This is a genomic window from Pedobacter heparinus (assembly GCF_032678725.1).
GTDB lineage: Bacteria > Bacteroidota > Bacteroidia > Sphingobacteriales > Sphingobacteriaceae > Pedobacter > Pedobacter heparinus_A.
Genome location: NZ_JAVTSC010000001.1, coordinates 647,982 through 662,702, shown reverse-complemented (window position 1 = coordinate 662,702; position 14,721 = coordinate 647,982). Strand labels below are relative to the sequence as shown.

The window sequence follows — 14,721 nt, the reverse complement described above, 5'->3', positions numbered from 1 at the left end:
TTTTGACTTTTCATCTGTCAGATGGAGCCTTTGGTGATTAAAATAATTGTTGCCCTGTGAGCTTATTAATTATTTTAATCCTGTCGGGTTCATTTTTTAACTTTTTGGTAGCTTTTCAAAAGTCGTAAAAATCATCCATTAATCCTTGACTTATTTATTTGTAATTCGATTTTTTTATTCAGAATTCGGCATTATCTTGCAGTATATTTTATGCATTTAACGCCCGGATATGAAATATCTTATTTTTTTTATTGTGCTTTGCTCTTCTTTGACCGTATTTGCGCAGAACTTTGATTTTGCGCTTGTAGGCAACGACGATCTTTATTTAAAAAAAACGGAACTGGACAGCAGTGCCAATGCGGTAGTACTCCGGGAATTTGGCACCGCAGCCATCAGGCTTGACGAAAGCTATGGCAATCTATACATCGATTTTGAATACCATGTACGCATAAAAATATTCAACAAAAATGGCTTTGAAAAAGCCAATATCGTTATCCCGCAGCGATTTTACGGCGACAAGCAGGATATGGTATATGAACTGAAGGCGGTGACCATCAATGAGCAGAACGGACAGGCCGTTCAAACCGAACTGGACAAGAAAAAAGTGTTCAGTGAGAAAAAGAACAAATATGTGACCCTGACCAAATTTACGATGCCCAACCTGAAGGAAGGCAGCATTATTGAATACAGTTACCGCCTGCATTCGCCTTCCATATACAATTTCAGAAGCTGGGAATTCCAGTCTGACATTCCCAAACTGTACAGTGAATATGTTGCTTTTATTCCGGCACTGTATACCTATAATACTTCCTTGCGCGGTGCACAGAAACTCAGTTCGCAAAATGCAGAGCTCAATAAAGAATGCATCATTCTTTCAGGAACCCGTTATGATTGTTCAAAAATGACCTATGTCATGAAAGACATCCCGGCACTGATCGAAGAAGATTACATGACGGCTCCCAGTAATTTCAGGTCGGCCATTAATTTTGAGCTGTCAGAATATTATATGACTTCCGGCGGCAAAAAAAGTGTGACCAAGGAATGGAAAGATGTAGACTACGAACTGGTTACTGATAAATCTTTTGGCAGCCAGATGAAAAGAAAAGATGTATTTAAGGATATACTGCCTGATATCCTGAAAAACACCAGCGATCAGTTGAGCAAAGCAAAGGCCATCTATTATTATATTAAACGCAACATCAAAGGAAACGGCTTTGCAGGTGCTTTTACTGAAAATGGCGTCAAAAAGGCATTGGAAACCCATTCCGGAAATGTGGCCGACATTAACCTTGCCCTGGTAGCTGCACTGAGTGCCGCCGATCTGGACGTGGAGGCTGTCATCCTTTCCACCCGTTCCAATGGCATGGTCAGCAGCCTGTTTCCGGTGATCAGTGATTTCAATTACGTGGTGGCCAAGGTCAATATTGAAGGCAAGAGTTACCTGCTGGATGCGACTGAACCTTTAATACCTTTTGGCCTGCTGCCCCTGCACTGTATCAATGGACAGGGCCGGGTGATCGCCCTGAAAAAACCATCTTACTGGTATGACCTTAAAGCCAGCCAGAAAGAAACCACCCGGTACAGCTTAATTGCTGAACTGGGTAACGACGGAAAAATAAGGGGCAATTTAACCACCTATTCTGTCGGGTATGCTGCCCTGAACAAACGCAAAAGGATCATGTCGGCGAGTTCTGTGGATGAATTTGTAGAGAAACTGGATGAAAGCATGCCCAAGATCAGCATCCTTAAGCATGAACTGCACAATCTGGACAGCCTGGAAAACCCGCTTACTGAAAGTTATGAAATCGAAATGCCGGCCTTTAGCGACCTCCATAGCGACCCCTTATTCTTCAACCCCTTTTTTATCGACAGGATCAACCGGAATCCTTTTAACTTAAATGAACGTACCTACCCGGTAGATCTGGGTGCAGAAAGTGAAATGCGCATTACCATGACACTTAAACTGCCAGCCAATTACAGCCTGGTAGACAAGCCCAAAACCATGAACATGTCCCTTGCCGATGCTGGAGGCCGGTTTATGTGCGCCACCGATCTGACAGAAGGCATACTGCAGTTCACCCTGCTGCTCCAGTTCAATAAACCCATCTACAATTCAGCTGAATACCTGTCACTGAAAGAGTTTTACAGCAGGATCATCCAATTGCAAAAAACAGACATCATCCTTAAAAAATCAAAATAATGAGGTTAAAAAAAATGGGCCTGCCTGCACTGCTGCTTTGTAGCCTCCGCGTTTTTTCGCAGGAGGGTTTTCCGGCAGAAGAGATTCCTGCCGCACTGAAGAACCGGGCAAATGCGGTGATCCGGAAAATGGAGCGGACCGTAGACATGCGCGCAAACGACAATGTCATCTTAAACATCAAAAAGACGGTTACCATACTCAATAAAAATGGGGATGAAGAGGCCGAAATGGTCCTGCCCTATAACAAAAATAACACGATAAAATACGTTAAAGGCGTTATTCTGAATGCTTTTGGAAAAGCAACCAGTAAGTTCAGCCTCAGTAATTTCACAGACCATAGTGCAGTGAGCGACTTTTCTTTATTTGAAGATGACCGGGTAAAACATTATGCCCCGAATGTTTTATCCTACCCTTACACCCTTGTTTGTGAATATGAGGTCAGGTCTAAACAAAACCTGGCCATACCAGACTGGTACGCGGGGCTTGATGCCGGTGTTGCGGTAGCACACAGCAGCTATACGTTCATTTGTAAACCTGAAGATAAGGTAAGGATCAAAGCCTACAATTACATTGGAAATCCTGAACTCAGCACAACGGACAAGTTTAAAAGCCAGACCTGGACCGTAAAAAACATTCCGGCCTTTAAGCCGGAACCCTATGCCCCGGACCCGGACAATTACCGCACCCATATAAAAATAGCCCCTGAAGAATTTAACTTTTATGGCTACAAGGGCAAATACCAAAACTGGGACGAACTGGGCAAATGGATTTACACCGAACTGGTTAAAGACAGGCAAACCTTAACCCCCGCTGCTGTTGAAGAAGTTAAGGCCCTGGTGGCGGGAATAGAAAATGACAAAGACAAGGCCAGGAAAATCTATGCATATGTACAGCAAAAAACCAGGTACATCAGTGTGCAGATCGGTATAGGTGGCAACAGGCCCATGCCTGCAGCAGAGGTTCACCAGCTGTCTTACGGAGATTGTAAAGCCCTGGTGAACTATACCCAGAGTTTACTGAAGGCAGTTGGCATCCCTTCCTGGTACTGTGTGGTTAATGCCGGTGATTTCAAAAAGAACATGGAAACTGATTTTGCCAGCATGAACCAGGGCAACCACATCATTTTATGCCTGCCTTTGAAAAATGACACCACATGGCTGGAATGCACCAACCAGGAAATCCCTTTTGGTTTTCTCGGCAGCTTTACAGACGACCGGACGGTGCTGGCCTGCACCGGGGAAGCCGGAAAAATACTGAAAACCCCGGCTTTAACTACGCCGATGAACTTACAGCACCGCAGGGCTGAGCTGAGCCTGGACAAAGAGGGCAATATCAGCGGAAAGCTGCAAACTACTTTTGCCGGTTCGCAATATGACAATTGTGAAAGGATGATCAACCAGCCTTTAACCGAACAGTTAAAAATGCTGAAGCGTACATACGACATTGACAACATCAACTTTAGTGAACTTAAATATCAGCAGGATAAGGGCAGCAAACCCATTACTACCGAATCATTTGACCTCAGTATACAGAAATATGCCGCACAAACCAATAATCACCTGTACCTGGTGCTCAATGCTTTCAACAAAAAACGCAGTGTACCGGAAGTGAGGAACAGGAAGCTACCCCTTTTTATCAACAGGGGTTATACAGATGTGGATGAACTCATTTACCATTTGCCTGAAAATATAAATATTGAGCTTAGCCCCGATGATAAAGTGCTTAAAACTGAGTTTGGAACTTACGAGCTGCACATTAAAAAAGAAGATAAAAAGCTGACCTATAACCGGAAATTTATACTTAACGACGGAACTTATCCGGCAGAAAAATATGCGGATTTTGCTGATTTTATCAGTAAGGTCAGTTCAGCCGACCAGGTTAAGGCTATTTTTAAGCTGGACTCAGCCCAAAAATAAAATCCCCAGTGCAATGCCAATGGCCATGATCAGGTACATCAGGAGCTCTGTGGTGGCAAATTTGCTGTATTTTGTCCAGAATGAAATATCGGGTTTAGGTTTTGACATGTTTTAGTTTTTTACCGATCCGGCTTTTACAATGACCCTTTGGTAAGCAGGAAGACTTAAATCATCCACCACAACACCCCTGGTAGTAGAGGCATGCACGAAATAATTGTTGTTCAGGTAAACGCCTACATGGTCTACTGCCCCGCCGCCAAATGAAAAGAAGACCAGGTCGCCTTCATTCAGTTGGCTCATATTTTTCTCCCTTACAGCAGCTGCCTGATCCCTGGACCTTCGTGGTAAAGTATTGCCATAAATGTCTTTTTGCAGTAGCAAGGCAAAGCCGGAACAGTCTATACCTTTTTTATCCAGACCTCCTAAACGATACTGCACACCTGTCCAGTCGGTAATGAACCGGTACAAATGCCGGTTCTTTAAATGCGCCATGGCATCGGCTGTTTTAGCCGCAGCGGTAGTGCTGGGTTTTGCTGTATTTCTCCTGGAACTACAGGCAGAAAAAAACAAGACAGCACTCAGGAGCAGCAGCATGCCCTGCCTGTTTTTTCCGGATAATAAACTGCTGATATTCATATTACTGTTTTATTAAACGTTGTATCTCATCTAACTTTAATAAGGCCTCAACCGGTGTCAGCACATTAACATCGAGGTTGTTCAGCATATCGCGTATTTTAACCAATACCGGGTCATCAACCGCAAACATGTGCAGCTGATAGGCCTGGTTCTGTACTTTTTTGATACTGTCTTTGATGCTCTGTCCTTCGGTACGGTCTATTTCCAGCTTTTTTAAGATCTCATTGGCCCTGTTGATCAGCTTAGCTGGCATGCCCGCCATTTTAGCCACATGAATACCAAAACTATGCTCACTGCCACCGGGAATGAGCTTTCTTAAAAAGATCACTTTATTACCTACTTCTTTAATGGATACATTAAAGTTTTTGACGCGGTTCATGGTAGTGGCCAGCTCATTCAGTTCGTGGTAATGTGTAGCGAACAGGGTTTTGGGTTTGGCCGTTGGATGTGTATGTAAAAACTCGGCGATTGCCCAGGCAATGGATATCCCATCGTAAGTACTGGTTCCCCGGCCGATCTCATCCAGCAGGATCAGGCTGTTGTCTGATATGTTGTTCAGGATACTGGCCGTTTCGTTCATCTCCACCATAAAGGTACTTTCTCCTGAAGAAAGGTTATCAGAAGCACCTACGCGGGTAAAGATCTTATCTACCAGGCCAATGCTTGCCGCTTTGGCCGGAACAAAACAGCCCATCTGCCCCATGAGCACAATCAGGCCGGTTTGCCTTAAAATGGCCGATTTACCCGACATATTGGGACCGGTGATGATGATGATCTGCTGGCTGTCGTTGTCCAGGAACACATCATTGGTGATATAGGCTTCACCCACAGGCAAGCGCTGCTCGATGACCGGGTGCCTTCCACCCTTGATGTCCAGGGTTTTACCTTTGCTGAGCACTGGCTTTACATAGTGGTTTTTAACCGCTAAACAGGCAAAACAAAGCAATACATCCAGCTGGGCAACAGAAAAAGCATTCAACTGTATGGGCCTGATGTAATTGCTTACCTGGTACATCAGCTCATTGTACAACTTCACCTCTATCTGCTGGATTTTCTCTTCAGCACCGAGAATCTGCTCTTCGTATTCTTTCAGTTCAGGGGTAATGTAGCGCTCGGCACTAACCAGGGTCTGTTTCCTGATCCAATCGGCCGGTACTTTGTCTTTATGCGTATGGGTAACTTCCAGGTAATAGCCAAATACATTGTTAAAAGCGACTTTTAAAGAAGGGATGCCCGTAGCAGCAGCTTCCCTTTTCTGGATTTCCACCAGGTAATCTTTGCCGCCAAAAGAAATTTTGCGCAGGCGGTCCAGTTCTTCGTCTACCCCCTCAGCAATCACATTCCCCTTGATCAGTAAAGCCGGCGGATCCTGCTGCAGCTCTCTTTCCAGCTTTTCCCTGATGCTCAGGCAGGGGTCCAGCTGCGCGGCAAGTGCTGATAAAAATGGGTTCTTTGAATCTTCAGCTATCTTCTTAACGGATTCAATATGGTATAAGGCCTTTTTCAGCTGGCAAAGCTCCCTCGGTCCAACTTTTTGCAGGCCAACTTTAGAGATGAGTCTTTCCAGGTCGCCGATCTGTTTGATGTGGGCCAGGAACTCTTCTAAAAGGGCATCATGCCTGACCAGAAAATCGACCATACCCAGACGTTCCTCGATGGGTTTCAATTCTTTTAGGGGCATGATGATCCATTTGTGGAGTAATCTGGCACCCATTGGCGTACTGGTTTGGTCCAGCACTTCAAAAAGCGTTACCGCATTGTCATTTGCCGAACTGACCAGTTCCAGGTTGCGGATGGTAAAACGGTCCAGCCACATGTATTTATCCTCTTCCAGACGTGATATGGAAGTAATGTGTTTCAGGTTGCGGTGCTCGGTTTCATTTAAATAATGTAACACTACCCCTGCCGCAACAATACCGGTCTGCAAACGGTCTACCCCAAAACCTTTTAAAGAATTTACTTCAAAATGTTTGGTTAAGATTTCGTTGGCATAATCACCGGTAAAGGCCCAGTCGTCCAGGGGGTAGGTATAGAACCTGTCCCCGAACAGCTCCAGGAATTCTTTTCTTTTCGTTTTTTGAAAAACTACTTCATTGGGCCTGAAGCCCTGTAAAAGCTTGTCAATATATTCTGCGTTGCCCTGCGCGACATGGAATTCTCCGGTAGAAATATCTGCAAAAGATACGCCTATATTATTTTTATCAAAATAAACTGCAGCCAGGTAATTATTTGATTTTTGACTCAGAATATTGTCATTATAGGCCACACCGGGAGTAACCAGCTCGGTAACCCCTCTTTTTACAATGGTCTTGGTCATCTTGGGATCTTCCAGCTGGTCACAGATGGCTACCCTTTGCCCGGCCCTAACCAGTTTGGAAAGATAATTGTCTAAAGAATGATGTGGAAAGCCGGCAAGTTCCAGCGCCCCGTTTGGGCCTGTGCCCCTCCGGGTCAGTACAATCCCTAATATCTGGGATGTTTTAACCGCATCTTCACCAAATGTTTCGTAAAAATCTCCAACTCTGAACAATAATAACGCACCCGGGTACTTTGCTTTAATCACATTGTACTGTTGCATTAACGGGGTTTCCTTAGTATGATCTTTAGCCAAAATGATTCTGTTTACAAAATCGTAAAGATACTATCTTGAGGCCTAGGCTTTACGATTTGTTGAAAATTAAAAAAATGTGAATAGGTTTATAATTTTGTAATATAGGTAAGGAAAAGGCTCAGTGCTTCACGTTTTTTGTCGGTTAGCTCAAAATCCAGTTTATGCAACAAATAATCCTCCAGGTCAAAATTTGGTAGTTTCGGCAGTTCCTGCAACAGCAGTTTGCGGTTGGAAAGCCCGAATGCCAGCGCTTCATTAAAGTCATTGATAAAAGCTTGCGGAATGGGTTTATTGGCTACCCATGCGGCATACAGGAAAGGCAGTCCCGTAAAATTCATCCATTCCTGTCCCATATCATAAGCGTAGGCAAATTCTTCTTTTTTACCAAAGGTGCGGTCTCCTATTAAAACAATGGCATCCGTTTCCACATCCGGATCAGTGGTATAAGTTACCTCCCGTTTAAAATGGAATTTCAGTAATACTTTAGCCAGGTTGTTGGAGGTCCTGGATTGAAGATCCAGTTTTACCGTGCTGATTTCAGCGGCGGGTACCTTGCTGAATATGAACACTGAATTCACTGCACCAACAGAGCCGATGCAATAATCAGCAACGATGTACGCATTGGGGACATCTGGTATTGCAGCCACAGGGATCAGACCTATATCTACCTGTCCATCAATCAATTTAGCGGCGCAATCTGTAGGGATATCTAAACTCAGGTCTATCTGGTCCAGCAGTGCCGAACGTTCAATTCCATAAATAAAAGGCTTGGTATTGGTATAGGAAACAGCAGAGATTTTAATCTTATTCAACAGTACAGCTTATTTTAAATGATCGGTATTGTTAAACTCCGTGATCACAAACTGACCGCCGCTAAGTTCAACTTTATAAAGGGTGGTATTCTGATGGGGAAACTCGGTCATCTCTGCTATCGGCCTGTTGGTAAGCAAACATAAGAACAGGCGCATTGCACGTCCATGCATGCAAACCAATACCCTTTTCTCCTCTACTGCATTTTTAATGATGTCGATCGCTGCCTGTTCCCGTTTCACCACATCATTCGGGCTTTCGCCACCTTCAAAATGTGCATCATAATCTCCGGCCTCCCATTGCTCCATCAGGCCTTTAAATGCCGAAATGGCATTTTCATCATTTGGCTTCCCTTCCCAGATTCCCCAGGCCAGCTCATCCAGTCCATCCAGTTGTGTCCAGGGTGTACCTGCATCAATAAAAGCTTTAGCTGTCTGATGAGTACGCTTTAATTTTGAAGTATATACCCTGTCAAAGCTGATGTTTTTATAAGCTTCATAAAACGCCGCGGCCTGGGCCCTCCCGGTGTCGTTCAGGTCACTGTTTATGCCCCGGCCCTGTACAATTCCCTGCTTGTTTAAATCTGTTTCACCATGTCTGATGATATATAATTCTTTGTCCATCTAATTGATTACTGGCAATTTATAATACTGCGGTTTTACCTCATCTTCAAAAGTAACGTTACTGTAATCCGTTACCACATTATAGAGGGTATCTCTTTCTATTGGTTTTCTGTTTACCTGTTTGATCAGGTTGACCAGGTCCTGGGTACTCATTGCCGGATGTTGTTCCTCTGCCCCGGCCATAGAATAGATCTTGGTGGTATCGTCTAAAGTACCATCGATGTCATCTACCCCAAAGTTCAGGGACAATTGTGCAGTTTGCCTGCTAATCATTGCCCAGTAGGCTTTGATATGATCAAAATTATCCAGATAAATGCGTGCAATCGCATAATTTCTTAGATCCTCTATAACAGAAACCTCCGGAACATGGTCCATCTGGTTATGCTGGTTCCTGAATTTCAGCGGGATAAAAGCCTGGAAGCCTCCTGTTTTATCCTGCTGCTGGCGCAGGCGCTCCATATGGTCTACCCGGTGCCAGAACTGCTCTATATGACCATACAACATCGTAGCATTGGTTTTCATGCCCAGCTTATGCGCCTGTTCATGAATATCCAGCCATTGCTCGGCATTGCATTTATCGTGTGCGATCTTTTCCCTGACCTCGGGATGAAAGATCTCTGCACCACCACCAGGCATAGAATCCAGACCAGCTTCCTGCAGGTATTTCATCCCCTCATAATGGCTCAGTTTAGCTTTTTTAAAGATGTAGTAATACTCTACCGGAGTTAATGCTTTAATGTGGAGCCCGGGACGGTGTGCTTTTGCTTTTCTGAAAAAGTCACTGTAAAATTCCAGGTTCTGCTTGGGCACTACCCCTCCGGTAATGTGTACCTCCGTTACAGGTTCATTATCGTATTTCATCAATACCTCCATCATGGCGTCTACACTCATTTCCCAGCCTTCTTCCTTTTGTTTGATCAAGCGGGAATAAGAGCAGAATTTACAGTCATATACACAAACATTGGTAGGTTCAATGTGAAAATTACGGTTGAAATAAGTATGGTCTCCATGCTTCTGTTCCCTGATATAATTGGCTAAAACCCCAAGGTAGCCCAATTCCGCATGTTCGTACAGGTAAACACCCTCATCAAAGGTAATCCTTTCCTGGTTTTGAACTTTTAAGGCAATCGCTTTGAGTGCTGCCGGCAGACCGGCATCTGCTAAGATCAACGCAAGTTTTGAAGTAGTATCCATCTATTAGGTATAATGGACAAAAATAGCATAAAATCATTAAATACCCGTTTTTTAACCGATTTAACCTGTCAGCATTATGTAAAAGAGCTTAAGGAAGATATATTTGTTTTATAAATAGAAACCTGACATGCACAAACACCTTATCCTAATCATTATTCTTGGAATCCTCCTGCCAGCAAGCCCACTTTTTGCAGGCAAAAGAGTGGCCGACAGAGATTTTTACCAGATAAAGATCTATCATCTAAAAAACACGGAACAGGAAAAACTGGTAGACGAATTTTTGAAGCTGGCCTATCTTCCGGCTCTACACCGCGCGGGCATTACCAACGTGGGCGTTTTTAAGCCCGTACGCAGCGATGATCCCCAGGCAGAGCAACTCATTTACGTATTTATTCCTTTTCGTTCGTACAGCCATTTTTCCAAACTGGAGAAAAGCCTGGAAAAGGACAACAAACTGATCAGCGATGGAAAGGTTTACCTGGACGCCCTGCTTACGGCTGCACCTTATGAAAGAATAGAAACGATCCTGTTAAATGCTTTTGAGGGCCATCCGAATTTTAAAATGCCAAATTTAACTTCGGCCAAAGCAACCCGCATCTACGAATTGCGCAGCTACGAGGGCCCAACAGAAAAACGTTTTAAAAACAAGGTGGAAATGTTTAACAAGGGAGATGAGATCGGCTTGTTTAAACGCCTGAACTTCAATGCAGTCTTCTATGGCGAGGTGATCTCCGGCAGCCGCATGCCCAACCTCATGTACCTCACCACTTTCGAAAATAAAGCCGACCGGGATGAACACTGGAAAACCTTCGGAAAAGATGAGCAATGGCAAAAGCTAAAAACCATGCCCGAATACCAGAACAACGTTTCCAGGAACGACACCAGGTTCTTATATCCTGTTGATTATTCAGATATATAAAATTCAAAATCCAATTATATACGCTATATAAACAAAACAGGGTGCCCAAAAGGCACCCTGTTTTGTTATGAATAAAAGAAAAATCACCTTTTCAGGCCATCTTTTTGTAGCGATCGCATTAGGATCCTGAAATAAATTCAGGATGACGACCGATATCGTATGCACCTTGCTTATACTACTTAAAAGAAAAATAACCTTCTCAGAGAAGTCCTAGCGTCTTTTCGCTCCCTTCAGAGCGAAATTATGCAGACTTCGAAGAGAACGGTTATTTTTCCCGTTATTTTGCAGCCTTACTAAAATTCAACACGATATAAGCCGTAGCACTGCCATATTCAACCGGCGTTTTAATCACCATGCTCTCTCCTGTTGCAGAAGCTATCATCATGCGGTAGCCTTCCGTTACATTTTTAGGTTTATCACCTTCATAGATCTTTTTAAACTGGAAAGTGTCCTCTTTTGTACTTGCCGACCAGTAAATGGTTTGTGTTTTAGCGGTACAACCTGTTCCTCCAGGCAAACTGTAACTGCCGTTACCGCTATTGGTTAACCTCCATGTACTGCCTACAAAACAGTTATAAGACCCATCGCCGAACAAAGATTTTACAGACGATTGAGGAATCCCTTCAAAGGTAATGTCATTTAATACCCAGTTTCCAGTGATGTTACCTCTTTTTAAAGGTTGGGTCGTCGCTGCACCTTTTGGTGAACAGCCTTGCAACACCATTAATGCACTGCAAAAAATGGCTGCTATCAGGAATATTCTTTTCATATCTTCAATTTTTACTTTTTAAATACATAAATCCTGCCAAAACTTCAGCATAATAATTTTTACCTTTAACCTCATCATCACATCAGCTATATTTTAGCATTTAACCCCATAATAATGAGAGCAGAAACCTTGGCCATACATGCCGGAAATTTATATCCAGTCAGCACACAAGATGTAACTCCACCTATAAATTTATCTACAACATTTCTAAGAAACGAAGAGGGTGGATATTCTGGTGGACACATGTATAGCAGAATCAGCAATCCCAACAGGTCGGCATTAGAGAAGGTCATTACCGAATTAGAGAAAGGTGCAGATGCCTGCGCCCTTTCCTCCGGCAATACTGCGGGTATGACTGTTTTCCAGGCATTAAAGCCGGGAAGTCACATCATAGCCCCAGATGACATGTATTGGGGGCTGAAAATGCAGTTGCAAACAATTTTCGCCGATACCCTGCAAATGGATTTCGTTGACCTTACAGATATAGACCTGGTAAAACAATACATCAAGCCCAACACAGTAATGATCTGGGCCGAAACCCCCTCTAACCCTTTATTAAAAATCACGGACATCAGGGCTTTGGCAGAAATCACCAGATCGAATGGGTTAACATTAGTATGCGACAGTACCTTCGCTTCCCCATCGCTGCAAAATCCAATCACCTTAGGCGCTGATCTGGTCATGCATTCTTCCACCAAATATATCGGCGGACACAGTGATGTACTGGGTGGAATTCTAATTACCGCAAAAAAAGATGAATTCTGGAACAAAATCAGGAACATACAGGCCGTTGGAGGGGCAGTACCCGCTCCTTTTGATTGCTTTTTACTCCTGCGAAGTATTAAGACTTTGGCCTATCGCATGCGCGGGCATTGTGAAAACGGCATGGCACTGGCAACTTACCTGGTAAAACATCCTGCAGTTGAAGCGGTTTATTACCCTGGCTTGCCCGACCATCCGGGGCATGAAACCGCTAAAACACAAATGACCGGTTTTGGAGGCATGCTGTCTATCCTGGTGAAAGGCGGCGCAGCAGCAGCGAGGCAAATTGTAAACCAGGTAAAACTATTTGCCCAGGCAACCAGTCTTGGCGGTGTAGAAAGTTTAATAGAACACCGTGCATCAATAGAAGGCCCTGACACTAAAACCCCACAAAATTTAATTCGGATATCCGTTGGACTGGAACATATTGACGACTTAATCGCCGATTTCGAACAGGCTTTATCAACAATAAACCGATAACAGCTCTCAAAATTAAACTTTATCTAGCTAAAAAACAATAACTTACAAAATATTCAGAATTAAATTTTGGTTATTTTGATCCTGAGCCCTACATTTGTGGCATCAATCGGCGAAAGCCGATCAAGTCAATGCCTCCTAACAAAGGTTTGATTTATAAAGAAGTGGCGAGAGACAGGCTCTTTGACCCACTGGCAACCCTCCCAAAATGGAGAAGGTGCCAATTCCTGACCAGGCGGCATGGTGCTGTTTGGAAAGATAAATTAAAACAGATGAAAACGATTATTTCAACATTGCGTAATTATTGCTGTCCGGTACAGACCAACTGTATGTGCTGTTGCATGCAATAACCTTTAAAATCTTCCTTTTGCATTTCTTGATCCATCCGGAAGGCCCTGTTGGGTACGCTAAACACACATCATTCCTGCGCCATCAGGCCTGGATTCGATCTACTCAGAAAATTAATTACACCATATAAATTTTAAATCATATGTCAGCTCCTCTAAAATTCGAAACATTACAAGTACATGCAGGCCAGGAAATTGATCCTACAACAGGTTCAAGGGCTGTTCCAATATATCAAACCACTTCTTACGGATTTAAAAACTCCGAACATGGGGCAAACCTGTTTGCTTTAAAAGAATTTGGCAATATCTACACCCGTATCATGAACCCGACTACGGATGTATTTGAAAAAAGGGTAGCAGCGCTGGAAGGTGGTGTGGCAGCACTTGCTGTAGCTTCAGGGCAGGCGGCACAATTCATCGCCTTAAACAACATCCTGGAAGCCGGAGATAATTTTGTTTCCTCATCCCATCTGTATGGTGGTTCGTACAACCAGTTTAAAGTTGGCTTTAAACGTCTGGGCATAGAAGTTAAATTTGCCAACGGTGATGACCCTGCTGATTTTGAAGCAAAAATAGATGCCAATACCAAAGCCTTATATGTAGAAAGCATCGGTAATCCAGCCTATAGCATTATAGATTTTGAAAAACTATCCGCTATTGCCAATAAACACGACCTGCCGTTAATTGTAGACAATACTTTCGGCGCAGCCGGCTACTTGTTTAAACCTTTGGAGCATGGTGCCCATATTGTCGTACAATCGGCTACCAAATGGATCGGAGGTCATGGAACAAGCATTGGTGGAGTGATTGTGGACGGAGGAAATTACAACTGGGGAAATGGTAAGTTCAAACAGTTTACAGAACCTTCCGAAGGCTATCATGGCCTGGTGTTTAACGATGTATTCGGAACCGGCGGACCTTTTGGCAACATCCAGTTCATCATCCGGGCTCGCGTAGAAGGATTGAGGGATTTTGGCCCGGCCATTGCTCCCATCAACTCTTTCCTGCTGTTACAAGGCTTAGAAACCTTATCACTGCGTGTACAACGCCACGTAGACAATACTTTGGCACTGGCTACCTGGCTGGAAAACCACGAAGCCGTAAGCAGTGTAAGCTATCCGGGTCTGGAAAGCAGCCCTTACCATGCCAACGCCAAGAAGTATTTACAAAACGGTTTTGGTGCAGTACTGTCATTTGAATTAAAAGGTGATAAGGAACAGGCTACCTCACTGGTAGACAACCTTAAACTGGTAAGCCACCTGGCCAATGTCGGTGATGCAAAAACACTGATCATCCAGCCATCGGCTACCACGCACCAGCAACTGAGCGATGCAGAGCAGGCAGCAGCAGGGGTTAAACCCAACCAATTGAGGGTATCGGTAGGAATAGAGCATATTGACGACATTAAAGCAGATTTTGAACAGGCATTTGCCAGCATAAAAAAATAACAAGCGCCC

At 43.8% G+C, this 14,721-nt stretch carries 12 protein-coding genes and 1 riboswitch; of the genes, 5 read left to right on the top strand and 7 right to left on the bottom strand.

What is annotated here, in order from left to right:
- Positions 1-229: 229 nt before the first annotated feature.
- On the top strand, positions 230-2,200 hold the full coding sequence (locus R2Q85_RS02645) for a DUF3857 domain-containing protein (RefSeq protein ID WP_316810190.1): 1,971 nt from the start codon (positions 230-232) through the stop codon (positions 2,198-2,200).
- Positions 2,200-4,116, top strand: coding sequence for a DUF3857 domain-containing transglutaminase family protein (locus R2Q85_RS02640; protein ID WP_316810189.1), 1,917 nt, complete (start codon positions 2,200-2,202; stop codon positions 4,114-4,116). Before R2Q85_RS02645 ends, R2Q85_RS02640 begins: the two co-directional genes overlap by 1 nt.
- Here R2Q85_RS02640 and R2Q85_RS02635 read toward each other — a convergent pair.
- The 6 genes from R2Q85_RS02635 to mqnE all read right to left on the bottom strand — a co-directional run bounded on the left by R2Q85_RS02635 (position 4,102) and on the right by mqnE (position 9,990).
- On the bottom strand, positions 4,102-4,224 hold the full coding sequence (locus R2Q85_RS02635) for a hypothetical protein (RefSeq protein ID WP_316810188.1): 123 nt from the start codon (positions 4,222-4,224) through the stop codon (positions 4,102-4,104). The genes R2Q85_RS02640 and R2Q85_RS02635 overlap by 15 nt on opposite strands.
- A 3-nt stretch (positions 4,225-4,227) precedes the next feature.
- Positions 4,228-4,752, bottom strand: coding sequence for a C40 family peptidase (locus R2Q85_RS02630; protein WP_316810187.1), 525 nt, complete (start codon positions 4,750-4,752; stop codon positions 4,228-4,230).
- Between the two features lies 1 nt (position 4,753).
- Positions 4,754-7,363 carry a DNA mismatch repair protein MutS gene (gene mutS, locus R2Q85_RS02625; protein WP_316810186.1) on the bottom strand — a complete coding sequence of 870 codons (2,610 nt, stop codon included), beginning with the start codon at positions 7,361-7,363 and terminating at the stop codon, positions 4,754-4,756.
- A gap of 86 nt (positions 7,364-7,449) precedes the next feature.
- Positions 7,450-8,175: a menaquinone biosynthesis protein gene (locus tag R2Q85_RS02620; protein WP_316810185.1), complete on the bottom strand. Its 726-nt coding sequence runs from the start codon at positions 8,173-8,175 to the stop codon at positions 7,450-7,452.
- Between the two features lie 9 nt (positions 8,176-8,184).
- Positions 8,185-8,796, bottom strand: coding sequence for a histidine phosphatase family protein (locus tag R2Q85_RS02615; protein WP_316810184.1), 612 nt, complete (start codon positions 8,794-8,796; stop codon positions 8,185-8,187).
- On the bottom strand, positions 8,797-9,990 hold the full coding sequence (gene mqnE, locus R2Q85_RS02610) for an aminofutalosine synthase MqnE (protein ID WP_316810183.1): 1,194 nt from the start codon (positions 9,988-9,990) through the stop codon (positions 8,797-8,799).
- A 127-nt stretch (positions 9,991-10,117) separates the two neighbouring features.
- Here mqnE and R2Q85_RS02605 point away from each other — a divergent pair, with 127 nt between their 5' ends.
- Positions 10,118-10,909: an NIPSNAP family protein gene (locus tag R2Q85_RS02605; protein WP_316810182.1), complete on the top strand. Its 792-nt coding sequence runs from the start codon at positions 10,118-10,120 to the stop codon at positions 10,907-10,909.
- Between the two features lie 277 nt (positions 10,910-11,186).
- Here R2Q85_RS02605 and R2Q85_RS02600 read toward each other — a convergent pair whose 3' ends face one another.
- Positions 11,187-11,678, bottom strand: a complete 492-nt coding sequence (locus R2Q85_RS02600) for a lipocalin family protein (protein WP_316810181.1) — start codon at positions 11,676-11,678, stop codon at positions 11,187-11,189.
- Positions 11,679-11,792: 114 nt separating this feature from the next.
- Here R2Q85_RS02600 and R2Q85_RS02595 point away from each other — a divergent pair, with 114 nt between their 5' ends.
- Entirely contained in the window at positions 11,793-12,920 is a 1,128-nt protein-coding gene (locus R2Q85_RS02595) for a trans-sulfuration enzyme family protein (RefSeq protein ID WP_316810180.1), read from the top strand.
- A 148-nt stretch (positions 12,921-13,068) separates the two neighbouring features.
- Positions 13,069-13,182, top strand: a riboswitch (SAM riboswitch).
- Positions 13,183-13,407: 225 nt separating this feature from the next.
- A complete protein-coding gene (locus R2Q85_RS02590) occupies positions 13,408-14,712 on the top strand; it encodes an O-acetylhomoserine aminocarboxypropyltransferase/cysteine synthase (protein ID WP_316810179.1) in 1,305 nt (434 codons plus the stop codon).
- Positions 14,713-14,721 lie beyond the last annotated feature (9 nt).

What these genes read in the sequence shown, in the direction of transcription:
- R2Q85_RS02615 (WP_316810184.1), bottom strand. Translation starts at nt 8,796, where the DNA reads ATGGACAAAGAATTATATATCATCAGACATGGTGAAACAGATTTAAAC.
- R2Q85_RS02635 (WP_316810188.1), bottom strand. Translation starts at nt 4,224, where the DNA reads ATGTCAAAACCTAAACCCGATATTTCATTCTGGACAAAATACAGCAAA.
- R2Q85_RS02590 (WP_316810179.1), top strand. Translation starts at nt 13,408, where the DNA reads ATGTCAGCTCCTCTAAAATTCGAAACATTACAAGTACATGCAGGCCAG.
- R2Q85_RS02600 (WP_316810181.1), bottom strand. Translation starts at nt 11,678, where the DNA reads ATGAAAAGAATATTCCTGATAGCAGCCATTTTTTGCAGTGCATTAATG.
- mqnE (WP_316810183.1), bottom strand. Translation starts at nt 9,990, where the DNA reads ATGGATACTACTTCAAAACTTGCGTTGATCTTAGCAGATGCCGGTCTG.
- R2Q85_RS02630 (WP_316810187.1), bottom strand. Translation starts at nt 4,752, where the DNA reads ATGAATATCAGCAGTTTATTATCCGGAAAAAACAGGCAGGGCATGCTG.
- R2Q85_RS02595 (WP_316810180.1), top strand. Translation starts at nt 11,793, where the DNA reads ATGAGAGCAGAAACCTTGGCCATACATGCCGGAAATTTATATCCAGTC.
- R2Q85_RS02640 (WP_316810189.1), top strand. Translation starts at nt 2,200, where the DNA reads ATGAGGTTAAAAAAAATGGGCCTGCCTGCACTGCTGCTTTGTAGCCTC.
- R2Q85_RS02605 (WP_316810182.1), top strand. Translation starts at nt 10,118, where the DNA reads ATGCACAAACACCTTATCCTAATCATTATTCTTGGAATCCTCCTGCCA.
- R2Q85_RS02645 (WP_316810190.1), top strand. Translation starts at nt 230, where the DNA reads ATGAAATATCTTATTTTTTTTATTGTGCTTTGCTCTTCTTTGACCGTA.